This is a genomic window from Pseudoalteromonas sp. RB2-MNA-CIBAN-0110 (genome assembly GCF_040309305.1).
GTDB lineage: Bacteria > Pseudomonadota > Gammaproteobacteria > Enterobacterales > Alteromonadaceae > Pseudoalteromonas > Pseudoalteromonas arctica.
Genome location: NZ_JBEOOQ010000014.1, coordinates 45,774 through 71,946 on the forward strand (window position 1 = coordinate 45,774; position 26,173 = coordinate 71,946).

At 39.9% G+C, this 26,173-nt stretch carries 31 protein-coding genes and 1 other RNA gene; 14 read left to right on the forward strand and 18 right to left on the reverse strand.

Going from position 1 to position 26,173, the window contains the following annotated elements; translation table 11 throughout:
* Positions 1 to 954, reverse strand: coding sequence for a YihY/virulence factor BrkB family protein (locus AAEY68_RS08995; protein WP_350585841.1), 954 nt, complete (start codon positions 952 to 954; stop codon positions 1 to 3).
* Between the two features lie 117 nt (positions 955 to 1,071).
* Between AAEY68_RS08995 and AAEY68_RS09000 the strand changes: the two genes are divergently transcribed.
* The gene (locus AAEY68_RS09000) at positions 1,072 to 2,151 is read left to right on the forward strand and encodes a mechanosensitive ion channel family protein (RefSeq protein WP_350585842.1); all 1,080 of its coding nucleotides are present in this window, start codon (positions 1,072 to 1,074) and stop codon (positions 2,149 to 2,151) included.
* A 75-nt stretch (positions 2,152 to 2,226) separates the two neighbouring features.
* Here AAEY68_RS09000 and rnpB read toward each other — a convergent pair.
* Positions 2,227 to 2,591: RNase P RNA component class A (gene rnpB, locus AAEY68_RS09005), an RNA gene on the reverse strand.
* Positions 2,592 to 2,633: 42 nt separating this feature from the next.
* The gene (gene rsmI / locus AAEY68_RS09010) at positions 2,634 to 3,491 is read right to left on the reverse strand and encodes a 16S rRNA (cytidine(1402)-2'-O)-methyltransferase (protein WP_197208800.1); all 858 of its coding nucleotides are present in this window, start codon (positions 3,489 to 3,491) and stop codon (positions 2,634 to 2,636) included.
* A 61-nt stretch (positions 3,492 to 3,552) separates the two neighbouring features.
* On the opposite strand from rsmI, the gene AAEY68_RS09015 reads away from it, so the two are divergent.
* The 4 genes from AAEY68_RS09015 to dolP are packed head-to-tail and all read left to right on the forward strand — an operon-like array spanning position 3,553 to position 7,006.
* Positions 3,553 to 5,430 carry a penicillin-binding protein activator gene (locus tag AAEY68_RS09015; RefSeq protein ID WP_350585843.1) on the forward strand — a complete coding sequence of 626 codons (1,878 nt, stop codon included), beginning with the start codon at positions 3,553 to 3,555 and terminating at the stop codon, positions 5,428 to 5,430.
* Between the two features lie 19 nt (positions 5,431 to 5,449).
* Positions 5,450 to 5,821, forward strand: coding sequence for a YraN family protein (locus AAEY68_RS09020; RefSeq protein ID WP_010554278.1), 372 nt, complete (start codon positions 5,450 to 5,452; stop codon positions 5,819 to 5,821).
* Positions 5,822 to 5,853: 32 nt separating this feature from the next.
* Positions 5,854 to 6,447 (forward strand): SIS domain-containing protein, encoded by a 594-nt coding sequence (locus AAEY68_RS09025; RefSeq protein WP_002957968.1) that lies wholly within the window; start codon positions 5,854 to 5,856, stop codon positions 6,445 to 6,447.
* Positions 6,440 to 7,006, forward strand: a complete 567-nt coding sequence (gene dolP / locus AAEY68_RS09030; RefSeq protein ID WP_007582867.1) for a division/outer membrane stress-associated lipid-binding lipoprotein — start codon at positions 6,440 to 6,442, stop codon at positions 7,004 to 7,006. Before AAEY68_RS09025 ends, dolP begins: the two co-directional genes overlap by 8 nt.
* A 59-nt stretch (positions 7,007 to 7,065) precedes the next feature.
* On the opposite strand, the gene AAEY68_RS09035 is transcribed toward dolP, so the two are convergent.
* The 8 genes from AAEY68_RS09035 to zapE form a co-directional block, all read right to left on the reverse strand.
* A complete protein-coding gene (locus AAEY68_RS09035) occupies positions 7,066 to 7,503 on the reverse strand; it encodes a ClpXP protease specificity-enhancing factor (protein ID WP_007580339.1) in 438 nt (145 codons plus the stop codon).
* Positions 7,503 to 8,129, reverse strand: coding sequence for a stringent starvation protein SspA (sspA, locus tag AAEY68_RS09040; RefSeq protein ID WP_002957965.1), 627 nt, complete (start codon positions 8,127 to 8,129; stop codon positions 7,503 to 7,505). The genes AAEY68_RS09035 and sspA overlap by 1 nt, the downstream gene beginning before the upstream one ends.
* 80 nt (positions 8,130 to 8,209) lie before the next feature.
* On the reverse strand, positions 8,210 to 8,959 hold the full coding sequence (locus AAEY68_RS09045; RefSeq protein WP_007580337.1) for a cytochrome c1: 750 nt from the start codon (positions 8,957 to 8,959) through the stop codon (positions 8,210 to 8,212).
* Positions 8,956 to 10,221: a cytochrome b gene (locus AAEY68_RS09050; protein WP_007580335.1), complete on the reverse strand. Its 1,266-nt coding sequence runs from the start codon at positions 10,219 to 10,221 to the stop codon at positions 8,956 to 8,958. Before AAEY68_RS09050 ends, AAEY68_RS09045 begins: the two co-directional genes overlap by 4 nt.
* Complete coding sequence (petA, locus tag AAEY68_RS09055) at positions 10,221 to 10,811, reverse strand: ubiquinol-cytochrome c reductase iron-sulfur subunit (RefSeq protein ID WP_007580333.1); 591 nt, start codon at positions 10,809 to 10,811, stop codon at positions 10,221 to 10,223. The genes AAEY68_RS09050 and petA overlap by 1 nt, the downstream gene beginning before the upstream one ends.
* A gap of 581 nt (positions 10,812 to 11,392) precedes the next feature.
* Positions 11,393 to 11,785 (reverse strand): 30S ribosomal protein S9, encoded by a 393-nt coding sequence (gene rpsI / locus AAEY68_RS09060; RefSeq protein ID WP_024590200.1) that lies wholly within the window; start codon positions 11,783 to 11,785, stop codon positions 11,393 to 11,395.
* A gap of 8 nt (positions 11,786 to 11,793) precedes the next feature.
* Positions 11,794 to 12,222 carry a 50S ribosomal protein L13 gene (rplM, locus tag AAEY68_RS09065; RefSeq protein WP_007378318.1) on the reverse strand — a complete coding sequence of 143 codons (429 nt, stop codon included), beginning with the start codon at positions 12,220 to 12,222 and terminating at the stop codon, positions 11,794 to 11,796.
* A 285-nt stretch (positions 12,223 to 12,507) separates the two neighbouring features.
* A complete protein-coding gene (zapE, locus tag AAEY68_RS09070) occupies positions 12,508 to 13,596 on the reverse strand; it encodes a cell division protein ZapE (protein WP_010554277.1) in 1,089 nt (362 codons plus the stop codon).
* 134 nt (positions 13,597 to 13,730) lie between these two features.
* On the opposite strand from zapE, the gene AAEY68_RS09075 reads away from it, so the two are divergent.
* From AAEY68_RS09075 to AAEY68_RS09085, 3 genes are all read left to right on the forward strand, one after another.
* Positions 13,731 to 14,174 (forward strand): Z-ring associated ZapG family protein, encoded by a 444-nt coding sequence (locus AAEY68_RS09075; RefSeq protein ID WP_007580324.1) that lies wholly within the window; start codon positions 13,731 to 13,733, stop codon positions 14,172 to 14,174.
* A gap of 131 nt (positions 14,175 to 14,305) precedes the next feature.
* Positions 14,306 to 15,658 carry a Do family serine endopeptidase gene (locus tag AAEY68_RS09080; RefSeq protein WP_010554276.1) on the forward strand — a complete coding sequence of 451 codons (1,353 nt, stop codon included), beginning with the start codon at positions 14,306 to 14,308 and terminating at the stop codon, positions 15,656 to 15,658.
* 102 nt (positions 15,659 to 15,760) lie between these two features.
* Positions 15,761 to 16,843 (forward strand): trypsin-like peptidase domain-containing protein, encoded by a 1,083-nt coding sequence (locus AAEY68_RS09085; protein ID WP_007580320.1) that lies wholly within the window; start codon positions 15,761 to 15,763, stop codon positions 16,841 to 16,843.
* A 100-nt stretch (positions 16,844 to 16,943) separates the two neighbouring features.
* Here the strand turns inward: AAEY68_RS09085 and murA are convergent, their stop codons facing one another.
* Genes murA through AAEY68_RS09120 form a run of 7 tightly spaced genes read right to left on the reverse strand, consistent with a single transcriptional unit; the run spans position 16,944 to position 21,608 of the window.
* Positions 16,944 to 18,203, reverse strand: coding sequence for a UDP-N-acetylglucosamine 1-carboxyvinyltransferase (gene murA / locus AAEY68_RS09090; protein ID WP_010554275.1), 1,260 nt, complete (start codon positions 18,201 to 18,203; stop codon positions 16,944 to 16,946).
* A 13-nt stretch (positions 18,204 to 18,216) separates the two neighbouring features.
* Positions 18,217 to 18,474: a BolA family protein gene (locus tag AAEY68_RS09095; RefSeq protein ID WP_002957953.1), complete on the reverse strand. Its 258-nt coding sequence runs from the start codon at positions 18,472 to 18,474 to the stop codon at positions 18,217 to 18,219.
* Between the two features lie 5 nt (positions 18,475 to 18,479).
* A complete protein-coding gene (locus tag AAEY68_RS09100; RefSeq protein WP_010554274.1) occupies positions 18,480 to 18,773 on the reverse strand; it encodes an STAS domain-containing protein in 294 nt (97 codons plus the stop codon).
* On the reverse strand, positions 18,766 to 19,446 hold the full coding sequence (locus AAEY68_RS09105) for an MlaC/ttg2D family ABC transporter substrate-binding protein (protein WP_101163629.1): 681 nt from the start codon (positions 19,444 to 19,446) through the stop codon (positions 18,766 to 18,768). Before AAEY68_RS09105 ends, AAEY68_RS09100 begins: the two co-directional genes overlap by 8 nt.
* 5 nt (positions 19,447 to 19,451) lie before the next feature.
* Positions 19,452 to 20,000, reverse strand: a complete 549-nt coding sequence (gene mlaD, locus AAEY68_RS09110) for an outer membrane lipid asymmetry maintenance protein MlaD (RefSeq protein ID WP_002957950.1) — start codon at positions 19,998 to 20,000, stop codon at positions 19,452 to 19,454.
* Between the two features lie 13 nt (positions 20,001 to 20,013).
* Positions 20,014 to 20,793 (reverse strand): lipid asymmetry maintenance ABC transporter permease subunit MlaE, encoded by a 780-nt coding sequence (gene mlaE, locus AAEY68_RS09115; protein ID WP_002957949.1) that lies wholly within the window; start codon positions 20,791 to 20,793, stop codon positions 20,014 to 20,016.
* The gene (locus AAEY68_RS09120) at positions 20,793 to 21,608 is read right to left on the reverse strand and encodes an ATP-binding cassette domain-containing protein (RefSeq protein ID WP_076916424.1); all 816 of its coding nucleotides are present in this window, start codon (positions 21,606 to 21,608) and stop codon (positions 20,793 to 20,795) included. The genes mlaE and AAEY68_RS09120 overlap by 1 nt, the downstream gene beginning before the upstream one ends.
* A 255-nt stretch (positions 21,609 to 21,863) precedes the next feature.
* Here AAEY68_RS09120 and AAEY68_RS09125 point away from each other — a divergent pair, with 255 nt between their 5' ends.
* The 6 genes from AAEY68_RS09125 to lptB are packed head-to-tail and all read left to right on the forward strand — an operon-like array spanning position 21,864 to position 26,167.
* Positions 21,864 to 22,832, forward strand: coding sequence for a calcium/sodium antiporter (locus AAEY68_RS09125; protein WP_024607453.1), 969 nt, complete (start codon positions 21,864 to 21,866; stop codon positions 22,830 to 22,832).
* 3 nt (positions 22,833 to 22,835) lie between these two features.
* Positions 22,836 to 23,807: a KpsF/GutQ family sugar-phosphate isomerase gene (locus AAEY68_RS09130; RefSeq protein ID WP_007580312.1), complete on the forward strand. Its 972-nt coding sequence runs from the start codon at positions 22,836 to 22,838 to the stop codon at positions 23,805 to 23,807.
* Positions 23,808 to 24,359 (forward strand): 3-deoxy-manno-octulosonate-8-phosphatase KdsC, encoded by a 552-nt coding sequence (gene kdsC / locus AAEY68_RS09135; RefSeq protein WP_007580311.1) that lies wholly within the window; start codon positions 23,808 to 23,810, stop codon positions 24,357 to 24,359.
* Positions 24,356 to 24,910, forward strand: coding sequence for an LPS export ABC transporter periplasmic protein LptC (gene lptC, locus AAEY68_RS09140; protein ID WP_007580308.1), 555 nt, complete (start codon positions 24,356 to 24,358; stop codon positions 24,908 to 24,910). The genes kdsC and lptC overlap by 4 nt, the downstream gene beginning before the upstream one ends.
* Positions 24,900 to 25,445, forward strand: a complete 546-nt coding sequence (gene lptA / locus AAEY68_RS09145) for a lipopolysaccharide transport periplasmic protein LptA (RefSeq protein WP_007580307.1) — start codon at positions 24,900 to 24,902, stop codon at positions 25,443 to 25,445. Before lptC ends, lptA begins: the two co-directional genes overlap by 11 nt.
* Entirely contained in the window at positions 25,442 to 26,167 is a 726-nt protein-coding gene (lptB, locus tag AAEY68_RS09150; RefSeq protein WP_007580304.1) for an LPS export ABC transporter ATP-binding protein, read from the forward strand. The genes lptA and lptB overlap by 4 nt, the downstream gene beginning before the upstream one ends.
* The last annotated feature ends 6 nt before the right edge of the window (positions 26,168 to 26,173 follow it).

Here is a 26,173-nt window from a genome sequence, read left to right on the forward strand (position 1 = left end):
CTATTCATTTTTTACATCGAGGTGATCTGCTACATAGGCGCCTCGCTGCCCACGCTCTTTAGCCGGCCCTACAGTGCTATCTTTACCTGTTTGCTGCTCAGTAGCTGCATTAATTACAGCACCTAATGTGATTATATAAGCGCTAATATACAACCACATCAACATGATCACTACACCACCTAGTGAGCCATAAGTTTCGTTGTAACTAGAAAAACGCGATACATAAAATGAAAAACCTATAGATGCCAAAATCCACAGCACGGTAGCAATAGACGACCCCATTGTGATCCAACGCCATTTAGCCGGTTTACGATGTGGGGCATAACGATATAAAAGTACCAATGCAAAATTAAAGGTAAAAGCCAATAATGGCCAAGAAATGAGTTTAATTAATAAATCTATACTTTCTTTTAGTCCCACTAAATTAAGTACAATAGGTAAAATACCAATAATTAATAGCGCAAAAATTGCGACTACAATCGCTCCTACCGAAAATAAAAAACGCACTAGTTGAGCCTGAAAAAATGAGCGTTTTTCATACTCACGATAACTAATATTACATGCAGTAATAAGTGCTTGGCTGCCCTTTGAGCTACTCCAAATAGTAAGTATGAGCGTACCAATTGCACTTAAGCTCAAGCTTGCACTTGATGTTTTAGCAAGGCTAGAAACCTGAGATAAAATTAGTTCGCTGGTGCTTGGTGGAAGCAAAGTAACTATTTTACTTAAGTGCTCACTAATATCTGTTGGGGATGAAAAGTACGCATACACCGATACCATCGCCGCAATGGCTGGAAAAATAGCAAGTAACACATAAAATGCCACACCGGCAGCCACTATAGATAAGTTATCTTCACTCATTTGCTTAAAAATACGTTTAACAATATCCCACCAACCTATAAAAGGGATATGTGCAGGCTGCTCTGCTTGCTGTCCTCGTTTAGCTTCTTTCATTCTAAACCTCAATATTTGTATTACGTTACTACAGCAAAATATTTGCCAAGTTATAAGTGTTTGGTACCAAACTTGCTAATATTTATCTATAAATGACTCTAACACGGAAGATAAGCCATGCTCAGCACCCTAAAAAGCAGTGTAGCGCTAAATAATACAACACCAATAACTGACGTGATCAAAGTTGATACACTTTCGTGGAATTTCTTTTATGAGCAAGGCGTGCAATTACTTCACGTAACAGCGCAAATATTACCCACTCTTTTACTCGGCATAATGCTTTTAGTACTCAGTTACTTAATTTCAGGGCCACTTTCTAGATTACTAATCAAACCCATTGACTATATGACTGAGAGCAAGCTTGTTCACCTAGTCATAAGGCGCAGCATAAGCACCCTAATAATTTTATTTGGGGTGTATTTATTTTTACGTTTAGCAGGGCTTACTCAGTTTGCTGTTGCTATTATGAGTGGGACTGGGTTGATAGGTTTAATACTCGGCTTTGCTTTTAGAGACATAGCAGAGAACTTTATTGCCAGTTTATTACTGAGCGTACAAAGACCTTTTAAAATTGACGATGTAATTGAAGTGGATGGCCGATTAGGTATTGTTAAAAAAGTAACAGCAAGAGCAACCACACTTGTTGATTACGATGGCAATCATATTCAAATACCCAATGCGACTGTATATAAAAATACCATTAAAAACCTGACTGCCAATCCAAAAATGCGCGGCAAAGTAGAAATTGGTATTGGCTACGATAACGATATACGCAGCGCACAAACCCTCGCCCTATATATTGCCAATCAACAAAATGCGGTACTTAGCGACCCACCTGCGCAAGTTTTAATAAAAAATTTAGGCTCATCTACTATTAACTTCGTTTTGTATTTTTGGGTTAATAGCGAGCAGCACAGTCCATTAAAAGTAGCCTCCCAGCTTATGCGCGAATTAGTCAATGAGTTCACAAAACAAAACATCAGCATGCCTGATGACGCACGAGAGAGAATTATACTCACAGCCCCTAATGAAAATGCTTCTAGCTTAGAGGAAAAACAACCATCGCAAATACAAAGCGAAAAAAGTGAAACTGTTGAGCAAACTAAAACGCTTGATGATGTAAGTAGTGATACCGACGAAATACGTGAACAAGCAGAGCAATCTCGCGATCCAGAACAAGGGAAAAATATTATTTAATAATACTTAAATTTTATTAACTAAAATTTAAACACAAAAAAGCCCGCAGCGTTAACTGCGGGCTTTTTATTGAATGAGTGAGTCAGCCGTATAAGCCGGGTTTTGTCCTTTCCGAAGAAAGTGATAATCATTCGTCTAGGCCATAAATCGCTCTATGGCTCAAGCAACCTACCCGGTTCCAACGTGGGCCACGCCATAAGGAACCCTATTTGGTCTTGCTCCGAGTGGAGTTTACCTTGCAACCGACTATTACTAGCGGCCCGGTGCGCTCTTACCGCACCCTTTCACCCTTACCAATCCGAAGATTGGCGGTCTCCTCTCTGCTGCACTTGTCGTGGGCTCACGCCCCCCAGCCGTTAGCTGGCACTCTGCCCTATGGAGCCCGGACTTTCCTCCCCCTGATCATTTTCGTCACAGGCAGCGATCATCTTGGCTGACTCGGCGCGCAGTATACATGAGGCTAATACCAAGCGCAGTAAAATTTACTCTTTTTCTTCAATAATTGTTTTGTATAAAGCGTTTTTCTTCATTCCAAAGTATTCAGCAACAACGCCACAGGCTTTTTTCATTGGCATTTCGCTTTCAAGTAGCGTTAACATTTTTCGCGCTTCAGGCGGAACATCGTCTATTTGCTTTGGTTTGCCCGGAAGCATAAGCACTATTTCGCCGCGCTGCTTGGTAGGATCATCAGTTAAAAACTGTTTAAGCTCACTTACACTACCATTAAAAAATGTTTCAAAGGTTTTGGTTAGCTCTTTAGCAAACACAACTTGCTGCTCATCACCTAGGGCTAGTGCTAAATCATCAAGGCTTGCCATAATACGGTGCGTACTTTCGTACATTATGCTGGTAATGCCTGAGTTAACAGCTTCGATAAAAAAGTCTTGGCGAGCTTTGCTTTTAGCTGGCGTAAAACCAATAAACTGAAAGCGGTCGGTTGGTAAGCCTGAACAACATACGGCTGTAATTGCAGCACATGCACCTGGAACAGGTGTAACATGAGCGCCTTGTTCGCGACACAGATTTACAACAGCGTAGCCTGGATCACTAATTAGTGGTGTACCAGCGTCAGATACTAAAGCAATATTTAAACCTTGATTAAGTTGATCAATAATTTGTTGTGCTTTTTGCTTTTCGTTGTGGTCGTGTAATGCAAACGTTTTTGCCTTAATTCCAAAGTGGCTAAGTAGCTTGCCGGTATGGCGAGTGTCTTCAGCAGCTATTAAGTCAACTTGCGATAATGTCGCAATGGCACGGTGACTTAAGTCGTCATAATTGCCAATTGGGGTGGCAACAATGTAAAGAGTGCCAATTTTCTGTGAATTCTCCTCATTTAACATTGAGGTCTCCTGCGTCAGTCAGTAATATAAGCAAATCGCGTTAACGTATTGGGAAATCATTGTGCGACTTAAACTAGTTAGTCTATTAATTATATTGTCAGGGTTATCGGCGTGTAGCACAACCGAAAAACCAACTAAAAACAGCGATAACGTAAGTAACCGCACTAATGCACTGCAAAATCAGGCAACCAGTGCGCAATCTATCTATCAATTGGCGCAAAACCGCCAAGGTGCCGATAAAATACAGTTATTGTATAGCGCCCGTGATGCAGCAATTAGTGAGCAAAACTGGCCTTTATTAGAGATAATTGGGAATGAGCTTGAATTAACCGCAAGTGTTGATCAAATCCAGAACCGCCTTTATATTGCATTTGCACAAAAACAACAGAATAAAAATGATCAGGCTTTGGTTATTTTACAGTCGCTAGACGGACAACTGACTCAACCTGAGCATTTTGCTTGGCATCAGTTTTTAACGGCCAGCATTTACGCATCGCAAAATTTTCCTAAAAAAGCTGCACCCTACTTTTTTAGAGCCTCTGAGACAGCAACAAAAAATAATATAGAAATCCCTCAACTTAATCAAAATTTGTGGGATAACTTAAAGCAACTTTCTTCTTACGCGCTTGAACGCTTTAACCGTGGTTCGGTTATTCAGCAAGGATGGGCTAACCTAGCGTTATATCATCAAGTATATGCAAGTAGTGGCGTAGAGTTAGATCAAGCGATCAACAATTGGCGCAGACGCTATATTGGGCATCCGGCTTTTACTGTATTACCTGAACAAGATGAAATGCTTACTGAACTTGCTCCTATCAATATAGAGCGCTTAGTTGTACTGTTTCCACAATCGGGCCCTAACGAACGTTTAGGTGATGCCCTTAAAGCTGGCGTATTAGCTGCACTTGATACGCAAAATATCAACGACACTATTTTTATTGATGAAAACCTAAGTACAGAAGAAATTGCAGCGCAACTTGAAGAAATAAAGCCTGACTTTGTAATTGGTCCTCTACTTAAAGCAAATATTGATAAACTTGCCAATGCACAAACTCTTATTGATACTCCGGTACTGCATTTAAACACCTTTGATGGTGAGCGAATTTCGCTTCAGCATTATTACTTTGCACTAAACCCTGAGCACGAAGTACAACAAGCCTTAGAACACTTTTTAACTAAGGGCTATCAAAAACCTATGTTGCTTGCACCAAATAACGCAAATGGCCAACGCTTGGTTGATTACTTTAACTTACAGTGGCAACGCTATAGCGAAACCAAGCCGCAAATAGGTTTTTATAACGATAAAAAAGATATGCCTAATACAATTACCAGCTTGTTAGAAGTTGATAAATCAAAAGAGCGCATAAAAACGATTAAAGCACTATTTAAACAGGAAGTAGAAAACGAAACCCGTTCGCGTAGTGATATAGACGTTATTTATATTTTGGGTGATGCAATAGAAACACGCTTAATTAAACCTTACCTTGATGTTAACGTAAGTACATTTGCAGATCGTATTCCACTTTATGCCAGCTCTAAAAGTCATAGTAAACAAATTGACAGTACTGACAAAGGCGACTTAGACGGCCTATACTTCACTGAATTGCCGTGGATGCTCGATTCGCAAATTAAACAACATAACTTACGCCAGCAGTATGATTCGTTATGGCCAGAGCAAGTAGATATTAGCCAACGCTTATTTGCAATGGCGTACGATGCTGTATCAATATTACATGACATCAGGCAGTTAAGCGTAATGCCAGGCAATCAATATAGTGGTTTAAGCGGTAAGTTATCTGTTAATACCAGCGGCCATATAGAACGCACGCTCGACTGGGCTCAATATACAAACCGTCGCATTAAGCCTGTGCAATTAGAAACAAAACGCCCTGTACCATTGTTTATGCAATCAGCGGGTGACATACAAACTATCAATTAAATTTAATTAAGGGGGCGGCATGTCGTGGTTTAAAGAGCTGTGGCACAATAGTCGCGAAAAAGGCCAGTATTATGAGCTTGAAGCGCAAAAATACTTAGTTACTCAAGGGCTAACACCCATTGAACGTAACTATTACTGCCCCTTTGGTGAGCTTGATGTCATTATGAAAGAAGGCGATACCCTTGTATTCGTTGAGGTTAAGTTTCGCAAAAATAATGCTCGTGGCGGTGCCAACTATGCGCTTAGTCCACAAAAACAAGCTCGATTAAAACGTAGTATTTATCATTACTTAGCAGCTAAAAATTTAACTAACCAAGCTCTAAGAATTGATTATGTAGCCATTACAGGAGAAGCATCTCCTAATATTAATTGGCTTAAAAATGTATTTTAAACGCAAATACAAAGATAAATTATTGGTAGGCTATGCAAGACACAATTAAAGAAATTTTTACAGAAAGCATTCAAGTTCAAATCGCTGCAGGTGAAGTGCTACCTAGTGCTCTTGAGTCAGCTGCATTTACTATTGCACAAAGTCTGATCAACGGAAATAAACTCATTTGCTGCGGTACTGCAAATTGCCACATGCTCGCTCAGCATATGGCGGGTGTGTTGGTTAATCATTATGAAACCGAACGTCCCTGCTTACCTGCAATTGCTCTATCGCAAGAAAACGTTAATCTTGGGCAAAGTACTCAAGTAGACGATCACGATACATTTGCTCGCCAAGTCCGCGCTTTTGCCCAACAAGGTGATTTATTGCTTGTACTGGCTATAAACGGTAACGAAAAACATGTTATTTCTGCCGTTGAAGCTGCACTAACTAAAGATATGAAGGTCATAGTTATGGTTGGTGATGATGGTGGCGAGTTGGTAGGCCTACTTGGCCCTAACGATGTTGAAATTAGATCGCCATCTAAACGCCCTAGCCGCATTATCGAATCCCATTTAGTTAACTTACATTGTTTAAGCGAACTTGTTGATTTAACGCTTTTCCCTCAGGATGAAAATTATGTTTAAACGCTCTCTTATTGTTTTAGGTACTGTTGTATTACTGCAAGGCTGCGCAGCCGCTGTTGTTGCAGGTACAGCCAGTGCAGTAACTGCAGCGAACGACCGCCGTACTATTGGCTCTCAAATTGACGATAACAACATTGAAATAAAAGCCAGTATTGCACTTAGCGAAGTAGAACGTCTTGAAAAGTTTGCCAATATAAGCGCTGTAAGCGTTAACGGTATTGTTTTACTTGTTGGCCAAGTATCTAACGAAGAAATGAGAAACGAAGCGCAGCGCACCATTGAGGGCGTTTCAGGTATTCGTAAAATACATAACCAAATTCGTATTGGCTCAAATACTGGCATTACTACACAAACTCACGACTCTTGGCTAACTTCTAAAGTAAAAGCCCAGCTACTAACAGCAAAAGACATTAGCAGTAATAACATTAAAGTAGTGACAGAAAATGCTGAAGTTTTTTTAATGGGCTTAGTATCTGACTCTGAGTCAACTCAAGCTGTAAATATTGCCCGCAATGTTTCTGGCGTAGAGCGTGTAATTAAAGTATTTGAATACTTGTAAACACAAAATACAGACATAAAAAAACCGCTTATTCAGCGGTTTTTTTTGGCATTTACTTATTATTTAATAACGCGTAAATGAGAGCCTTTTTTCTTCTCAGGCTTTTCTGGTGGTGTTTCATCAATAAACTCAGCTGATGAATCAACACTTTCAAGCTCTGGCACAAAATCGTCTTCGTCCTCTAAAAACTCATCTGCGGTAAAGACTGTTCCTTCGCCATTTTCACGCGCGTATATTGCAAGCACAGCACCTAGAGGTACATACACTTGCATTGGCTGACCACCAAAGCGCGCACTGAAGCTAAGTTGGGTTAAGTCTAACGAAAACTGTGTGACCGCTGATGGACTTATGTTTAAAACAATTTGTCCGTCTTGAACAAATTGTGTTGGCACTTGTACATTTGCAAATCCAGCGTCTACCACTAAATGCGGTGTACACTCGTTATCGACTATCCAATCAAAAAAAGCACGTAATAAATAAGGACGATTAGGCGTCATTATAAACGGATCTCACGCTCAGCTTCAGTTAAAGAGGCTTGGAATGACTCACGTTCAAATAAACGGATCATGTACTCTTTAAGCTCTTTAGAACCTGCACCATTAAGCTCAATACCAAACTCTGGTAAACGCCATAATAGTGGAGCTAAATAACAGTCTACTAAGCTAAACTCCTCACTCATAAAGTAAGGTGCTTCGCTAAAAATAGGTGCTACAGCAAGCAATGCTTCTGTTAGCTCTTTACGAGCTTGAGCAGCATCTGACGTGTTGTTACTGATTTTGTCAGCTAGGCTGTACCAATCAGTATCAATACGATGCATCATTAAGCGGCTACGACCACGCATTACCGGGTAAACAGGCATTAGTGGAGGATGAGGAAAACGTTCATCAAGGTATTCCATGATGATGTTTGCCTGGTATAAACCAAGCTCACGGTCAATCAGTGTTGGCACTGTACCGTAAGGGTTAATTTCGTGAAGTGCTTCTGGCAAGTTATCTTTTTCAGCCAAATGAATATCTACACTTACACCTTTTTCCGCAAGTACAATACGTACTTGGTGGCTATACATACAGTTAGCACCAGAAAAAAGGGTCATTACAGGGCGCTTATTGGCAGCTACGGCCATGCCTATACCTCCATTAAATAACTAAAACAGCAAAAGGGGCTTAAGCCCCTATTGCAAAATTACCTTTAAAAATGTTCAACCTAATGAACATCTCTCCAGTATTCTTTCTTAAGCATAAATGCCAAGATAAACAGGATAATTAAAAATCCTATTACCTTAATACCTAGCGCTTCCGATTCAAGACGTGAAGGTTCACCCACGTACTCAAGGAAGTTTGTTAAATCACGAGCCGCTTGGTCGTATTCATCTATGCTTAATTCGCCCGTACCATCGGTTTCAGTAGCAATAACTTTAGTCACAGTGTGACCATGCTCTTGTACTTCTTTAGTGATAGGTGTTGGTAAACCTTGTAGTTCTTGAAGAACGTGAGGCATACCTACCGATGGGAAAACAATGTTGTTAACCCCAAACGGGCGAGATTCATCTTTATAAAACGATTTTAAGTACGTGTAAATATAATCTGGTGATTTTACACGAGCAATTAGAGTTAAATCCGGCGGAGCCGCACCAAACCATTTTGCTGCATCGTCTTTTGTAATCGCGTTAGTAATATGACTACCAACTTTAGAACCGTCAAAAATCAACTGCTCTAAACCAACCTCTGTTGGGATACCGATATCACGAAAAGTACGTTCATAACGTTGATACTGCATTTGGTGACAACCAAGACAGTAGTTCATGAACAACTTTGCACCGCGTTGTAAAGATGGTTGATCAGTAAGGTCGTTGTTCGCTTCCATTAAAGGAACCGATGGACCCGCTGCCATAACCATGTTCGGCAACAAGTTTACTGATAAAGCAAATAAACCAATAATAAGCTTCTTCATCATTTCGTTAACCTCTCTGGCAATGGCTTAGTTTTTTCGTTCTTACTGTATACAAACAACAGTACGAAGAACATAAAGTAAGTCACAGTACAGATTTGAGAAATAATCGTTTTCATATCAGTTTGTGGAGTTGCGCCCACCCAACCTAGAAGAACGAAAGTTACAACAAAACCTGCAATGTTCCATTTATGGAAACCACAACGGTAACGAACCGATTTAACTCTACCACGGTCTACCCAAGGTAGTAACGCAAGTACCACAATCGATGCACCCATCGCCGCAACACCGATTAACTTATCAGGGATTGCACGTAAGATTGCATAGAATGGCGTAAAGTACCAAACCGGGAAAATATGCTCAGGTGTTTTAAGTGGGTTAGCTGCCTCGAAGTTTGGACCTTCTAAAAAGAAGCCATTCATCGCTGGCATAAAGAACACAACCCAACAGAACAATATTAAGAAACCAACCACACCCACAATATCTTTAACTGTGTAGTAAGGGTGGAATGGTATCGCATCAACAATATCTTTCTTGTCAGTGTAATACTCATGAAATTTAAATTTAGGCTTATCTTCTTCAGCTACTGAGCCTTTCTTACGTTTAATCTCAATACCTTCAGGGTTATTTGAACCCACTTCATGTAGAGCAACAATGTGTAAGAAAACTAAGATTACAATAACCAGTGGTAGTGCAATTACATGTAATGCAAAGAAGCGGTTAAGCGTTGCACCTGATATTACATAGTCACCACGGATCCAAAGTGTTAAGTCATCACCAATAACCGGAATAGCCCCGAATAAGGAGATGATTACCTGTGCACCCCAGAACGACATTTGCCCCCATGGTAATAAATACCCCATGAATGCTTCAGCCATTAGCGCTAAGAAAATAAACATACCAAATAACCACAGTAACTCACGTGGTTTTTGATAAGAACCGTAGATCATGCCACGGAACATATGCATATATACAACGATGAAAAACGCTGATGCACCGGTTGAGTGCAAGTAACGTAATAACCAGCCATATTCTACATCACGCATGATGTATTCTACTGAAGCGAATGCGCCTTCAGAAGACGGAACAAAGTTCATCGTTAACCAAATACCTGTTAGGATTTGGTTTACTAGTACCAACATGGCTAATGAGCCAAAAAAGTACCAGAAGTTAAAGTTTTTAGGTGCTGGATACTGTGCAATGTGCATGTTCCAAACACGTGTCATTGGGATACGGTCGTCTATCCAACCAATAATCTTACCAAACATTAGGCTGCCCCTTTTTCTTCGCCCACTAAAATAGTGGTCTCATCAAGAAAAGTATAAGGTGGTATCTCTAAGTTTAATGGAGCAGGTACCGATTGAAATACACGGCCAGCCATATCAAATTTAGAACCATGACATGGGCAATAGAAGCCATCATCGGTTCCTTCAACTTTCTCACTAAAGTTACCTTGGAAAAAGCCAGGTGAACACCCTAAATGCGTACAAATACCTACAGCCAGAAAGATTTCTGGACGTAATGAACGGTAATCATTTGTTGATGATTCTAATTGTTGTGGCTCTTGCGAATGCGGATCACGAAGTTGACCTTCATGTTCTTTCATTTGCTCAAGCATTTTTGGGGTCCGTGATACAACCCATACAGGTTTACCACGCCACTCGACACGTATTAATTGTCCCGGTTCAAGTTTGCTGATATCTACTTCTACAGGCGCACCCGCAGATTTAGCTCGCTCACTTGGATTCCAAGACGCAATAAAAGGAACAGCAGCCCCAGCCGCACCAACACCACCTACAACAGAGGTAGCTATGGTTAAAAAGCGACGTCGGCCATTGTCTACAGGCGCATTGCTCATCCACTTATCTCCACTATGATTCTCAACACTTGCTATATTGAGAACATCAGTTACAGCAGGTTAATTATTCGAATTTTTAAAATAGAAGCGATCATAATTAAAACCCTTGATTAAAACAAGGTTATTCAAAGCCCTATGCTCGAATAAAACTAACTTGATCAAAATTTGATTAAGTAAGCTCGAGAATAAAGCCGAACGACTATAATAACGCTTCTGTAAAAACAATATACTGACCAAGATCAACACCACTAAGAGGAAACAGTAAAAAACTGTACATAGTGCGGTTAAACTCACTCATTTTACTTCAATGCCAATTGTAGCAAAAAATTCCACCAATTAACTGATGGATTTAAACTAATTACGATAATTATTTAACTTTTTTGCAGCTATCTGAGTGTTTTTTAACTTTCGTTTGATTAATACGCAGTTATTAATCAATTTGATCATCATTAATTGCTGCAATCACCCAGTATCACCGTCGATATAAATAACTTTATATTAAGTTGCAAATGTAAACATTTTGATTTGAAAACAAAAAACCCAGCATAAGCTGGGTTTTTGAATTCTTGATAACGTATAGATTAACGTTTTGAGAACTGTGGACGCTTACGCGCTTTCTTAAGACCCACTTTCTTACGTTCAACTTTACGTGCATCACGTGTAACAAAACCTGCTTTACGAAGTTGTGAACGTAATGATTCGTCAAACTCCATAAGTGCACGAGTGATACCATGACGGATAGCACCAGCTTGACCAGTTGTACCACCACCAGAAACGGTGATGTAAAGGTCAAATTTTTCAGTCATATCAACTAGCTCAAGAGCTTGATGAACAACCATGCGTGCTGTTTCGCGACCAAAATACTCTTCTAGAGAGCGTTTGTTGATTACGATGTTACCAGTGCCTGGGCGTAAGAATACGCGAGCACTTGAACTTTTACGACGACCTGTACCGTAGTATTGATTTGCCATGATGGTGCTCCTTAAATGTCTAGAACCTGAGGCTGTTGTGCAGCATGGTTGTGCTCAGTACCTGTGTAAACTTTAAGTTTACGGTACATAGCGCGGCCTAAAGGACCACGTGGCAACATGCCCTTAACAGCCTTCTCGATGATCATTTCAGGCTTTGCAGCTTGAAGTTTATCAAAAGTAGTAGACTTAAGACCACCTGGAAAACCAGAGTGTGAATAGTACACTTTGTTTTTGAATTTGTTACCAGTTACAGTAACTTTTTCAGCGTTGATAACGATGATATAATCACCAGTATCTACGTGCGGTGTATATTCAACTTTATGCTTACCGCGTAGGCGATGAGCGATTTCAGTAGCGATGCGACCTAAAGTTTTACCTTCAGCGTCAACTACGTACCAGTCACGTTTTACTGTTTCTGGTTTAGCAACAAACGTTTTCATTTATAAAAATCCAATGTTTTTCAATTAAAACCACAAGTAGTTAATATTAACTACTGCTCTAAGTTTGCTATAACCCCTTCGAGTTTTAGACTTTTGCGCCGCTCACAAGTGGCTAGACTATATGAGGGCATAGAACGCAACGTGGCAGACGCGGGAGTATACCAGCACTTAAAACACATTGCTACTCGCCGGTTGTTTTTTCCACAAGAAATTTTAGAAATAAGAAGTACTATATATGCACCTCTTACTTTTAATGGCTAACCTATTACACTTTTACCTACTAATTTAAACCAAATGCTCTCTAGCTAAATACTCTAGAGACTGCATTTCTTGCAAACGGCTTATACAGCGCTTAAATTCAAAGTTTAAATTACCTTGGGTATAAAGTTCGGTAATAGGTTTTTCAGCCGATATAATTAAAGTTACATGGCGCTCATAAAATTCATCCACTAAAGCAATAAAGCGTCTAGCGGCATCATCATTAGTTTGCCCAAGCTGTTTTACGTTAGAAATAATCACCGTATTATATAAGCGGCTAATCTCCATGTAATCAACCTGACTACGCGCTGTTTCGCATAATTCACTAAACTCAAACATCACCACGCATTTAGCTACTTTTCGCGTTTTGATTAAACGACCTTCTATCTCTATCGGCTCATCTAATTGTCCAGGCTCTGACGATAGCTTATCGAAGTATTCAAATAAGTTTTTATCCGCTTCTTTATCTAACGGACTGTGAAAAATTTCGGCTTGCTCTAAGGTACGCAACCGATAATCAATACCTGAGTCTACATTAACTATTTCTGTATTGAGCTTAACCAGTTCTATAGCAGGGACAAAGCGGGCACGCTGCAAGCCATTTCTGTAAAGCTCATCAGGCACTATATTAGATGTAGCAACAAGTACTATACCCCGTGCAAATAGCGCTTCCATTAAGCCACCTAGCAACATAGCATCGGTAATGTCTTGAACAAAAAACTCATCAAAACAAATTATGTCTGTTTCTGCTTTGAAAGTGTCGGCTATTTTTTCTAATGGATTAGCCGTATTGTTTAGTTTTTTAAGCTCATTATGCACTCGGTGCATAAATCGATGAAAGTGCACGCGCATTTTACGTGTGCCCGGTAGTGATTCGTAAAAAGTGTCAACTAAATAAGTTTTACCACGCCCTACTCCACCCCAAAAGTACAAACCTTTTATAGGCGCAGGTTCATCTTTACTAAATAACTTAGCAAAAAAACCTTTTTGTTTTGGCTTTGCCTGAGTTAGGTCATCGTATAGACGTTGTAAATGGCGCACAGCATTTTCTTGTGCTGCGTCGTGTACAAAGTCATCTCGCTTTAAGTCTTGTTGGTATGTTTGCCAAGGAGTCATATCTATTTACAGTTAAAACACAGTTTAATTTGCAAAGCATATTAACACGCATCATAACTCGGGGTATATTACACTTAGTATGATTTATAATTGAATCGGCATTCGTTAGTTATTTTCCCAAAGGGGTAGTTTTTATGGGCACAGTTATGTGGGTAGGTTTAATTGTTATTGCTGCTGTTGTAGCATTTTTTATTGGCGCATTTGTTACTAAAAAACAATTCAAACAAGATGAATTAAAAGAGCAGGCAGAGCAAGCTGAAAATGCGTTAGAGCAGTATCGTCAAGATGTAGCTGATCATTTAGCGAATACTGGCAAGCTCGTAAATAAAATGAAAGAAAACTATGATCAACTGCTTAGTCACGTTGAAGAAACAAACCAACTTCTTCTAGAAGATAGAAATAAAGCACCAGCAGAACCTTATTTTTCTAAAGAAACAACAGAACAACTACAAGCGTCTTTAAAAGAGCGTCGTTCAGATCGTTCTTCAGCCGCAGCACAACCAGCTGATTATGTATCGGGTGAATCTGGTTTATTTGCTGGTCAAAATAAAGTTTCAGAACATTCTAAAGTATCTTGATGAACTTTTTTTAGACCCCATAGTCTTTAGATATAACAGCTTTGTTGTTTTATCTTAATAAACCAAAAAGGGCTGCTTTTAAAGTAGCCCTTTTTGTTTTTGCTTTATCTTAAGTGGAGTTACCCCTGACTATGAAAATGAAATTATCACTTATCAGCGCAGCTATTTTATCTACAAGCTTATTAATGAGCCCTGTAGCGTCTTATGCAAAAATGCCAATTGCAGTAAATGGTCAACAACTACCCACTCTTGCCCCCATGCTAGAGAAAATATCTCCTGGTGTTGTAAGTATCCAAGTTTCAGGCTCTAAAGAAGTACGCCGCCGTGCAGATCCACTCGAATATTTTTTTGGACAGCAACAGCCTCGCAGTCAAAAACGCCAATTTAGTGGATTAGGTTCTGGGGTCATTATTGATGCTGATGAGGGCTATGTAGTGACTAATAACCACGTAATCCAGGACGCCGAAAAAATGGTAGTTACTCTCGAAGATGGCCGTGAATTTGAAGCAACTAAAATTGGTACTGACACAGAATCAGACATCGCTCTTTTACAAATAGACGCTGATGACTTAACCGAAATCAAACTCGCTAACTCAGATAATTTACGAGTGGGTGACTTTGCTGTCGCTATTGGTAACCCATTTGGCCTTAGCCACACAGTTACATCAGGTATTGTTAGTGCTCTTGGCCGAAGTGGTTTAAACATTGAGGGCTACGAAGATTTCATTCAAACCGACGCAGCTATTAACCAAGGTAATTCTGGCGGTGCCTTAGTTAACCTCAATGGTGAGTTGATTGGTATTAATACCGCTATTTTAGGTGCTTCTGGCGGCAACGTGGGTATTGGTTTTGCGATTCCATCTAATATGATGAAAAATCTAGTCGATCAAATTATTGAACATGGTGAAGTACGTCGAGGCTCGTTAGGCATTTCTGGTCGTCCACTTGATGCTGGACTTGCAAAAGCACAGCAACTTGATGTCAAACAAGGTGCTTATGTAATGCAAGTAATGGACGACACTGCCGCAAGTAAGGCTGGAATTGAAGCTGGTGACGTTATTGTTAGCATTAACGGTGGCGACATTAGTGGTTTTCATGAACTACGCAGCAAAATTGCTACGCTAGGTGAAGGCCGTGAGATAAAACTAGGCATTTACCGCGATGGTAAAATTAAAACAGTGAAAGTAACCCTTGATGGTGCATCAGGTGTTACAGCGACCGGTGAAGAACTCCATCCTGCATTCCAAGGCGCGACACTTGAAAATGTACAAAAAAATAGTAATAAAGGTGTTGAGGTTACTTCTGTAGATCCTCGCTCACCGTCTGCCCGTGTTGGCCTTGAAGAAGGCGATATTATTATGCAAGTGAATCGTCAACGAGTTGAAACGATTCGCGACATGAATAAAATCATCGACAGTACAAAAGGTAATATCGTACTTGGCGTGCAACGTGGTCGTGAGTCTATATTTATTTTAATTCAGTAATAAATAGCACTATTAATGTAATAAAAATAACAGTGGCACTTGCCGCTGTTATTTTTTTTATGTCATCATAAAGAGATTGCTCACTTACATAATAAGAAAATCGTGCTGAAACTAATAAAATTTATTCTTCCCCCTTTATTTGCAGGCCTAAGTATTGCTTTTTTAGTGGTTTTTTTCAGCCCTAATATGCGAGCGGCTTTACTTCCAAATGTTCCCCTACCAAGCGCAATGAGTTCGAGTCACCTGAGTTTTTCTGATGCAGTTAAACGAGCTGCTCCTTCTGTGGTTACTATTTTTTCAGAAAGTATTTCCAAAGAACCTCGTTATAAAAGAAAAAACACGGTACAAGAGCTAGGCTCTGGCGTCATCATGTCGCAAGACGGTTACATTCTTACCAACTACCATGTTGTTAATAATGCAGATCAAATTATGGTTATTCTAACCGATGGCAGACGCTTTTTTGATGTACAGCTAATTGGTTTTGATACTATTACTGATTTAGCCTTACTTAAAATAAATGCAGATCACCTTCCGGTAATACCTGTAAATGATAGCTATGTATCCAGTGTAGGCGATGTTGTACTTGCCATAGGTAACCCGCTTAATTTAGGCCAAACAATCACGCAAGGCATTATTAGCGCAACGGGTAAGCAAAAAATTACAGACAGTCCGTACAATAACTTATTGCAAATGGATGCGGCTATTAATGTGGGCAACTCTGGCGGCGCATTAGTTAACTCCAATGGTGATTTAGTTGGCATTACTTCTGCGCAGTTTAAAACGCGTGAGAACTTGAATATTCAAGGAATATTCTTTGCGGTTCCTTACTCACTTGCTAAAAAAGTAATGGGTAAGCTCATTCGTCATGGTCGCGTTGTGCGCGGCTATTTAGGCTTTGAAGGCACAGCAGTAGATAGTACCGGCAAGGAAGTAAACGACAGCCTAACCCCAGTTACTGGCATGCGTATTACTAATTTAGACCCTTTGGGACCAGCATGGCAAGCGGGCATTGAAGAGCAAGATATTGTTATTAAAATTGCAGGGCTTTCGGTAGCAAATCCACAAAAAGTGCTGGAAGAAATAGGTAATACAGAACCAGGTAAAGAAATAGAATTTGAGCTTTACCGGAATGGTAAAATAGAAAAAATCATGGTGGTGGTAGCTGAGCTTGAAACAAAGCTTTAATAAAGAATAATACCAACTTTCATACATCGTCAATAAAAAGGTCGGATAGCAATTTGCGTATCCGACCTTTTTAAAATAGCTTAGCTAGTTAAATATCTACTTAACTACTTCGACGTTTAATATTTGCACCCAACGCACTTAGCTTATCTTCAATGCGCTGATAGCCTCTATCAACGTGATAAATACGGTCAACAACCGTTTCACCCTGTGCCACTATACCCGTTAAGATTAAGCTAGCTGAAGCGCGTAGGTCGGTTGCCATCACTTGCGCGCCCGTTAGGCTCTCAGTCTCACCACAAATTGCGGTATGCCCTTCTAAACGAATATTAGCGCCCATACGCTGCAACTCAGGTACATGCATAAAACGGTTTTCAAAAATCGTTTCCGTAATCGTTGCACTACCATTTGCTACTACATTTAATGCTGTAAACTGAGCTTGCATATCCGTAGGAAAACCTGGGTGTGGAGCTGTTTTAATATTCACGGCTCTCAGTTCTCGGCCACGCATATCAAGATAAATACTGTCGTTATGTACTTCTAAGTGTGCATTTGTTGCGCGTAATTTTTCAATCACAGGCTCAAGAGAATGAAAGTCAGTGTTTTTACAAAGTACTTCACCTCCTGCCATTGCTGCAGCGACTAAAAATGTACCTGTTTCTATTCTGTCTGGTAAAATGCTGTGCTCACAGCCTGCTAAACGCTCAACGCCTTCAACTTCAATGCGGCTAGTGCCTGCACCCGTAATTTTAGCGCCCATAGCAATTAAGCAGTTAGCTAAATCAATTATTTCGGGCTCGCGTGCAGCATTATCAAGTATGGTTTTACCATCAGCGAGGGCAGCTGCCATCAATAGATTTTCGGTAGCGCCTACGCTTACCATTTCCATAAAGATTTCAGCGCCTTTTAAGCGACCGTTTACCTTGGCATTAATATAACCATTTTCAACGTTTATTTGTGCGCCCATGCGCTCCAAACCTTGAATATGTATATCAACAGGGCGAGCACCAATAGCACACCCACCAGGTAAAGACACTTGAGCTTCACCAAAACGTGCAACTAAAGGGCCTAATGCAAGTACAGAGGCACGCATTTGCTTAACTAAGTCGTATGGCGCTAATGTTTTATTAACCGTTGCGCCGTCAATCACTAGCGTATCGCCGTGCCAATTAACTTCAGCGCCTAGAGTTTTTAATAAGGCTTCAGTGGTCACTATATCGCGAAGGCGCGGTACATTAGTAAATGTACTTTTTCCATCAGCTAATAATGAAGCAAACAAAATAGGAAGTGCGGCATTTTTAGCGCCAGAAATAGTCACTTCACCAGCAAGTGAAGTACCACCTTGAATTACAAATTGATCCATTAAGAGGCCCTATTTATTGCGGTAAAATAAATTTTTGTTCACGCTTCCACTCTACAGGAGTAAATGCACGAATAGATACTGCGTGAATTGTGCCATCTGAAATTGTATTCATTAATGGGCCATAAACTAGCTGCTGCTTTTTAACTCGGCTTAAACCGTCAAAGCATTCACCTACTGCAACAACTTCATAATGACTACCATTGGCTTTTACATGTACTTCAGCTAATTGAAGTTCTTCGCGTAATAATGTTTCGACTTGGCTAGTTTCCATAACTCTCACTCAAATAGGGTTGTAACCTGACCCAATTGCATTAAATTTTGCAATTGCTCAGGTAGGTTTTGCAATTCAAGGCGAATGCCTTGCTGCTTTAATTCTGCAAAAGAGTGAATTAACCAAGCTAAGCCCGCTGTGTCAACCCTAGATACACCACTTAGGTCGAAATAGATGATTTTATGCTTGGTTAATAGCTTGTTGTTCAGAAGCTGTTCATCGCCAATTGAATTTCGAGTAAGCTCACCGTTTACTCGAAAATGTTGTCCATCAACTTGGCTTATTGCCAATTTAGTCATTCGAGTTACTGCCTCTAAACTGAACTGGTAGCTGACTCTTTTGCTCTAAAAGGTTACTTACATTATCAATACCTTGCTGACGCAAAATACCTTGTAGCTCACTTTGTTTTGCATCTAGTAAACTAATACCTTCAGCAATCATATCGTACGCGCGCCATTCACCGTCACGGTCTTCGCGTACTTTAAAATCGATTCTGATATCAGGTTTACCATCTTCAATAATTTTAGTTTTAACGACAACGACATCTTTGCCTTTAAATGCTTGTTCTGCACCAAACTCAACTTTTTGGTTTGTATATTGAGTGAATACACCTGCATAAGTAGCAACTAAATACTCTCTAAAAACACCAATAAAGCGTTGAATTTCTTTAATTGCTTTGGCTTTTTCAGCTTCGTCGGTAATTGCACGTACTTTAGATACTTCACTACCTAGTACGCGAAGTGCTGCATATTTGTAGTCGATATAAGGCATTAATTCTTCTTCAACGATTACGCGAAGATGCTCTTGATTTTTAACAATTAATGGCTGATCTTTTTTAATACGTGCAAATGTATTATCGGCAACTTGGCGTACCATTTTATTTGGATCAACCAATTTAACATCTGCTGCACTTACGCTTTGAGTTAGCGTCATTGTGCCAATTGCTACAATAGCTAAAAACTTTTTCAACATAATAATTACTCACTACCTTGGTTGAATAAAAACTGCCCGATTAATTCTTCAAGTACAATGGCAGACTTAGTATCAGTAATTGAATCGCCATCACCTAGTGCTTTACTTTCCACACCAAATAAATCGTCAATTGCTTCATCTTGCTTGTTTTCAGTCACTGTTTCGCCTAAACAACGTTGTTTAGCCGAATCTGGAGAAATGACAGGGTGAATACCTAAGTACTGCTCACCTAAAATACCCGACGTTAAAATAGAAATTGAGCTTGTGTCTGAAAAGCGACATAAGTACTGTGCATCAATAGTCATATTAACGACTGGTAAAAATTCTTGTGGGTGAACATAAATTGATTCAACACGACCAATTACAACACCACCTACTTTTACCGGTGCACGCGCTTTTAACGAGCCGATGTTTTCAAACTTGGCATTAAGCGTATATGTTTCGCCAGAGCCACTAATACCTGAATTGGCAACTTTAAGTGCAAGCATTGCAAAAGCTAAAATGCCAAGTGCTACAAAAAAACCAACTAAAATTTCTAATTTCCGTGAATTCATTATCTATACCCTATTAGCTGGTAAACATTACCGCTGTCAAAATAAAGTCAAAACCTAAAACTGCTAATGACGAATGAACAACCGTTTCGGTGGTTGCTTTGCTGATCCCTTCTGAGGTCGGCACACAGTCATATCCTTTATAAAGCGCAATCCAGGTCACCACTATGGCAAATACAAAACTCTTAATAATACCGTTTAGTATGTCTTGCTGAAACGACACTTGTGATTGCATGATTGACCAAAAACTACCTGTATCAACCCCCAGCCAATCTACACCCACTAAATGAGCGCCTATGATTGCTACGGCTGAAAATATCAATGCAAGCAATGGCATGCTTATAAAACCCGCCCAAAAGCGCGGTGCAATAATACGTTTTAGCGGATCGATTGCCATCATCTCAAGTGATGAAAGTTGCTCTGTTGCTTTCATTAAGCCAATTTCAGCAGTCAATGCGCTACCTGCGCGTCCTGCAAATAGTAATGCAGTAACAACTGGGCCCAGTTCTCGCAATAAACTCAGTGCCACTAACGGCCCTAAACTATCCTCAGCGCCATAACCAACTAATACGGTGTAACCTTGTAAAGCCAATACCATGCCGATAAACAAACCCGACACCATGATAATGAGTAACGATTGCGAACCCACCATATAAAGTTGGCGAACAAGTAACGGTGTGCCTTTTTTAAAATTAGGAACATGCGCAAGCGCACTAAACAGCATATAAGCCGAACGGCCAAGAGCCGCAAAACGTCCTAGCGTTTTATGCCCTAGCTTTTGAAATAAATCCAACATTATGCTTTTTCTCCAAGCAGTTCATCTGCATAAGCTTGAGCCGGAAAATGAAATGGTACTGGACCATCCGACAAGCCTTTTAAAAACTGTTGAACTAAAGGAGATTCATGATTGCGCATTTCATCAGGAGTACCACAACCAATTACACCTTGATCGGCGATAATTATAACGTGATCGGCAATACTCATTACCTCTGTCACATCGTGTGTCACAATTAAAGACGATAAACTCAATACTTCGTTAAGCGACTTAATTAGCTTAACCAATACGCCCATCGAAATAGGGTCTTGTCCTGCAAATGGTTCATCGTACATGATTAGCTCTGGATCAAGTGCTATAGCGCGCGCAAGTGCAGCACGTCTTGCCATACCGCCCGATAACTCAGAGGGCATTAAATCTTTAGCGCCACGTAGCCCAACCGCTTGCAATTTCATTAATACAACTAATCGAATAAGGTCTTCACTTAGCTTTGTGTGCTCTCTTATAGGAAACGCAATATTGTCAAATACCGACATATCAGTAAACAGCGCACCACTTTGAAAAAGCATGCTCATTTTAGTACGTGCTTCGTATAACTCTTTACGAGACATTTTAGGGATGCTGCCACCTTCAAATAAAATATCACCTGAATCTGGTTTAAGCTGACCACCAATTAAACGCAACATAGTGGTTTTGCCAATTCCGCTTGGCCCCATGATCGCAGTAATTTTACCTTTAGGAACGCTAAAACTCATATTTTTATATATAGTTCTATTGCCTCTCGAAAAGCTAACATCCTTGACTTCTACTATTGATTGCGACAAGTCGCTCTCCATAAAAATGTTCACTAGTGCACCTATTTTAAAGCTTTTTTGTCAAAGATGGAAAAAACAATTCGTAAGATTTTGTAATACATCCATGAAAAGGATTATAAGACTCGCTCAAAACAGCTTAACCCCGGCTTAAATTTTTAAATTAGCTGTTTAAAAGCAGCATTGTTACCTAGTTGACCTTACTCTTTTATTTATACTTTCATCTTGGCTTTTGTTACTATTCGCGCCATCCGTATTTTGTATAACTGGCTTAACACAATGGTTACCTCGTTTGTTATTTTAATTCTTGGTTTTGCAGCTCTTGTTTGGAGTGCAGACAGGTTTGTTTATGGCGCTGCGGCTCTTGCTAAAAACTTTGGTGTACCTACACTTATTGTTGGTCTAACCGTGGTAGCTATGGGCTCTTCAGCACCCGAAATGATGGTTTCAGCCTCTGCCGCTCTGGCTAACAAAACCGACACAGCGGTTGGCAATGCTGTTGGCTCTAATATTACAAACATTTTACTTGTGTTAGGTATCACTGCTCTATTTCGCCCTCTTTCAGTTTCATCTAGTACGTTAAAACGTGAAATGCCATTAGTGATGCTCGTATCTTTAGCTACTTGGTATGTGTTCTCAGATAACTACTTTTCATTTAATGAAGGTGTTGCACTTTTGGTTGGCTTTATCGTATTCATCGGTGGGTTAATTATTGTATCTATGCGTGCGAAAAACCAAGATGATCCATTTGTCTCAGAAGCCTGCGACGACGTACCTAACGATGTACCTACGAAAAAAGCGGTATTTTGGTTAGTTGTCGGCATGATACTCCTACCTGTTAGCTCTCATTTTTTAATAGGTTCGGCTGTCGATATTGCTAAATACTTCGGCTTAAGCGACCTAGTCATTGGCTTAACAATTATTGCCATCGGTACTAGTTTGCCTGAACTTGCCGCTTCGGTTGCAGGTGTACTTAAAAATGAAGATGATTTAGCACTAGGTAATATTGTTGGCTCAAACATATTTAATATTCTAGCGGTATTACCACTTGCCGGTATTATTAACCCTTCTGCCATTGACCCATCATTAGTAAGCCGAGACGTATTAATTATGATTGGCGCAACACTTGCTCTTATTATTATGTCATTGAACTTTAGAGGCACCCAACGTATCAATAGAGTAGAAGGCGGCTTATTGCTAATAGCGTTTTTGGGTTACCAAGGGTATATTTTTAGTCAAGTAGGGTAAATGATGGCAACGCTAAATTTTATTGAACAAGGCCTTCGCGTTTTAGATGTTGAGCGCCAAGCACTTAGTGATATTGCACAATATGTAGATGAAAACTTTCATAACGCGTGCCAATTAATGTACGACTGCGAAGGCCGTATTATTGTCATTGGTATGGGTAAGTCAGGTCATATTGGCAATAAAATAGCGGCAACCCTTGCAAGTACTGGCAGTCCAGCATTTTTTGTTCACCCTGGTGAAGCAAGTCATGGTGATTTAGGTATGATCACTAAAAATGACGTGGTTATGCTTATTTCCAATTCAGGGGAGACCAGCGAAGTTTTAAATATCATTCCGGTTTTAAAACGACTTGGTGCCAAAATGATAGCGATGACTGGCAATACGCAATCAACCATGGCGACCCTTGCTAATGTACATGTGTGTATTAAAGTAGAAAAAGAAGCCTGTTCATTGGGTCTAGCTCCTACATCAAGTACCACTGCAACGCTTGCGATGGGCGATGCCATGGCAGTTGCATTATTAGAAGCTCGCGGGTTTACAGCTGATGACTTCGCGCTATCTCACCCAGGTGGTAGTTTAGGCAAGCGTTTATTACTTACTTTAAAAGATGTTATGCACAGCGGCGCAAATACACCTATTATTAGCGTTTCACAAACAGTTAAAGACGCCCTCATTGAAATGTCTGCTAAAGGTTTAGGTATGACAGCCATTGTTGATGAAAATCAGCAGCTCGTGGGATTATTTACCGATGGCGATTTGCGTCGTATTTTAGAGCAAAGAATTGATATTCATACAACACAAATAGATGTTGTTATGACTAAGTCATGTACTACGGCTACACAAGATATTTTAGCCGCTGAAGCGCTTAACATTATGGAACACAAACGTATAAATGGCTTAATCGTCGTCAATGAGAAAAACCAACCTATTGGCGCATTAAACATGCAAGACCTATTAAAAGCAGGAGTATTATAAATGCAATTTGAAGAACTCTATCAACCGCTGAGCGATGATGCAAAAGCACGCGCTAAAAAAGTAAAGCTACTTATATGCGATATTGATGGTGTATTTTCTGATGGCCGTATTTATCTTGGTAATCAAGGTGAAGAGCTAAAAGCATTTAATACAAAAGATGGTTTTGGCATTAAAGCGCTTATAAACAGTGGCTTTGAAGTGGCTGTAATTACTGGTCGTCATTCACAAATAGTGCAACAACGTATGAGCAGCTTAACCGTACAGCATATTTATCAAGGCCAAGAAAATAAGCTCATTGCCTATCAAGAATTAAAAGACAAACTCAACCTTAGCGATGAACAAATTGCTTATATCGGTGATGATGGTCCTGACATGCCCGTTATGGAATTAGTCGGCTTTGCTGTTGCAGTAAATGATGCCCATCCACTTATTAAACGTTTATCACACTATGTAACGCAAATGCCTGGCGGCTTTGGTGCAGTAAGAGAGCTCACCGACTTACTTATGCTTGAAAATGGTAAAGCATTGACTACACAAGGCACTAGTTCATGAATGCAGCGCGCATAATATTAAGCGTTTTATTCATTAGCTGTATGGTTTGGCTTTGGTACCCTTATTTTACACAAACAAATATTGTGCCTCAGACTGAGCCTGAAGTTATTGCCAAGCCTGATTACATAGCCATAGAACTCAAACAAACAGCCTATGACGAACAAGGTAAAATTAGTCACAAAGTCACTGCGGCTAAAATGGAGCTATATCAACAATTAGGTTTTACGTTTTTTGAAAAACCTATTTTTACTTTATATAACGAAAAGCAAACGTGGCAAATAAATGCAGACGAAGCAACATTATACGAAGACAAACAATTAATTTTAGAAGGCAATGTGGTTGCCAAAAACTTAACCGATAACGCCATGATAGACAAAATCAATGCTGATAATATTCAGGTAGATATAAAGCTATTAACAATGCGTTCGGAGCAACCCGTTATCATCACTGGACCCAATTTAAAAATCACTGGTAAAGGCCTAGAAGCCGACTTAAAAACCGAAGTGATAAAACTAATTAACCATACGCGAACCATATATTATGACCAATAAAATATTAAAATCACTTATTATTCCTACACTTATACTAGCGTTTAATAGTAGTGCTGCAGAGCAAAACACGCAACCGACTGCAAATCAAATTTCAATAAGCGCCGATAAGCAAGAAGGTCAATTAAAAGCTAATGTCGGGATTTTTGAGAAAAACGTTGAAATTATTCACGGTAATCGCCGTATCACAGCCGACCGCTTAGAAGTACATAAACGCGATGAACTTGGTGATAATAAACAATTATTAATTGCTACAGGTAGCCCTGCGCACTTTGAAGAAAAGCAATCAGATGGCACGACTATGAGCGCCAGTGCTGACGAAGTACGTTATGATGTATCTAAGCGTTTTTTAACGCTTGTTGGTAATGCACAAGTATCGCAAGCGGGACAAAAAATAAATGCTAAAAGCATTACCTACGATATAGAGCAGCAGCTAATCAGTGCCGAAAAAGATGAAAACTCAACTGACCGCGTTCACACAATTTTAGTGCCAATCGAGACTAAAAAAAGTAAAAAAAGCGACAAAGGTCAACCATGAGCACATTAAAAGCAGAGCTATTAGCAAAGAGCTATAAAGGCCGTGAAGTTGTAAAAAACGTCGGCCTTGAAGTCAAAGCTGGCAGTATTGTTGGCTTACTTGGCCCTAACGGCGCAGGTAAAACCACCACGTTTTATATGATAGTAGGACTTGTACCTAGCGACAAAGGTAAAATATCGATAGACGATAACGATATTACTCTTTTACCTATGCATAGTCGTGCTAGATTAGGCATTGGCTACTTACCGCAAGAGTCTTCAATATTCAGAAAGCTGACTGTTTATCAAAACTTAATGGCCATTTTAGAAACGCGCAAAGAGTTAAATAAACAAGCTAGAGAAGACACTCTCGATAAATTATTAGATGAATTTAGCATACAACACATTCGTGATAGCCAAGGCATGGCATTGTCAGGTGGCGAACGTCGTCGTGTTGAAATAGCACGTGCGCTGGCAGCAGATCCTAAATTTATATTACTGGATGAACCATTTGCAGGTGTTGACCCGATTTCGGTGTTAGACATAAAGAAAATAATAGAACATCTTAAAAATCGTGGGATTGGTGTATTAATTACCGATCATAACGTAAGAGAAACCCTTGATGTTTGTGAAAAAGCCTACATTGTTTCTCATGGGGAGCTGATTGCATCAGGTACTCCAGAACACGTATTAAATGATAAAACAGTACGCGATGTTTACTTAGGCGAGCAATTTAGGCTGTAACATTTA

Bases quoted from the DNA above. Each gene is read 5' to 3' on its own strand.
- AAEY68_RS09095 (WP_002957953.1), bottom strand. From the start codon at position 18,474: ATGGAAACTAGCCAAGTCGAAACATTATTACGCGAAGAACTTCAATTA.
- AAEY68_RS09025 (WP_002957968.1), top strand. From the start codon at position 5,854: ATGCAAGACACAATTAAAGAAATTTTTACAGAAAGCATTCAAGTTCAA.
- AAEY68_RS09125 (WP_024607453.1), top strand. From the start codon at position 21,864: ATGGTTACCTCGTTTGTTATTTTAATTCTTGGTTTTGCAGCTCTTGTT.
- sspA (WP_002957965.1), bottom strand. From the start codon at position 8,129: ATGGCCGTAGCTGCCAATAAGCGCCCTGTAATGACCCTTTTTTCTGGT.
- AAEY68_RS09100 (WP_010554274.1), bottom strand. From the start codon at position 18,773: ATGACTAAATTGGCAATAAGCCAAGTTGATGGACAACATTTTCGAGTA.
- dolP (WP_007582867.1), top strand. From the start codon at position 6,440: ATGTTTAAACGCTCTCTTATTGTTTTAGGTACTGTTGTATTACTGCAA.
- kdsC (WP_007580311.1), top strand. From the start codon at position 23,808: ATGCAATTTGAAGAACTCTATCAACCGCTGAGCGATGATGCAAAAGCA.
- AAEY68_RS09075 (WP_007580324.1), top strand. From the start codon at position 13,731: ATGGGCACAGTTATGTGGGTAGGTTTAATTGTTATTGCTGCTGTTGTA.
- AAEY68_RS09020 (WP_010554278.1), top strand. From the start codon at position 5,450: ATGTCGTGGTTTAAAGAGCTGTGGCACAATAGTCGCGAAAAAGGCCAG.
- lptB (WP_007580304.1), top strand. From the start codon at position 25,442: ATGAGCACATTAAAAGCAGAGCTATTAGCAAAGAGCTATAAAGGCCGT.
- AAEY68_RS09120 (WP_076916424.1), bottom strand. From the start codon at position 21,608: ATGGAGAGCGACTTGTCGCAATCAATAGTAGAAGTCAAGGATGTTAGC.
- rplM (WP_007378318.1), bottom strand. From the start codon at position 12,222: ATGAAAACGTTTGTTGCTAAACCAGAAACAGTAAAACGTGACTGGTAC.
- AAEY68_RS09000 (WP_350585842.1), top strand. From the start codon at position 1,072: ATGCTCAGCACCCTAAAAAGCAGTGTAGCGCTAAATAATACAACACCA.
- AAEY68_RS09045 (WP_007580337.1), bottom strand. From the start codon at position 8,959: ATGATGAAGAAGCTTATTATTGGTTTATTTGCTTTATCAGTAAACTTG.
- rsmI (WP_197208800.1), bottom strand. From the start codon at position 3,491: ATGTTAAATGAGGAGAATTCACAGAAAATTGGCACTCTTTACATTGTT.
- AAEY68_RS08995 (WP_350585841.1), bottom strand. From the start codon at position 954: ATGAAAGAAGCTAAACGAGGACAGCAAGCAGAGCAGCCTGCACATATC.
- murA (WP_010554275.1), bottom strand. From the start codon at position 18,203: ATGGATCAATTTGTAATTCAAGGTGGTACTTCACTTGCTGGTGAAGTG.
- lptA (WP_007580307.1), top strand. From the start codon at position 24,900: ATGACCAATAAAATATTAAAATCACTTATTATTCCTACACTTATACTA.
- AAEY68_RS09105 (WP_101163629.1), bottom strand. From the start codon at position 19,446: ATGTTGAAAAAGTTTTTAGCTATTGTAGCAATTGGCACAATGACGCTA.
- AAEY68_RS09080 (WP_010554276.1), top strand. From the start codon at position 14,306: ATGAAAATGAAATTATCACTTATCAGCGCAGCTATTTTATCTACAAGC.
- lptC (WP_007580308.1), top strand. From the start codon at position 24,356: ATGAATGCAGCGCGCATAATATTAAGCGTTTTATTCATTAGCTGTATG.
- zapE (WP_010554277.1), bottom strand. From the start codon at position 13,596: ATGACTCCTTGGCAAACATACCAACAAGACTTAAAGCGAGATGACTTT.
- AAEY68_RS09035 (WP_007580339.1), bottom strand. From the start codon at position 7,503: ATGACGCCTAATCGTCCTTATTTATTACGTGCTTTTTTTGATTGGATA.
- petA (WP_007580333.1), bottom strand. From the start codon at position 10,811: ATGAGCAATGCGCCTGTAGACAATGGCCGACGTCGCTTTTTAACCATA.
- AAEY68_RS09050 (WP_007580335.1), bottom strand. From the start codon at position 10,221: ATGTTTGGTAAGATTATTGGTTGGATAGACGACCGTATCCCAATGACA.
- AAEY68_RS09130 (WP_007580312.1), top strand. From the start codon at position 22,836: ATGGCAACGCTAAATTTTATTGAACAAGGCCTTCGCGTTTTAGATGTT.
- mlaE (WP_002957949.1), bottom strand. From the start codon at position 20,793: ATGTTGGATTTATTTCAAAAGCTAGGGCATAAAACGCTAGGACGTTTT.
- mlaD (WP_002957950.1), bottom strand. From the start codon at position 20,000: ATGAATTCACGGAAATTAGAAATTTTAGTTGGTTTTTTTGTAGCACTT.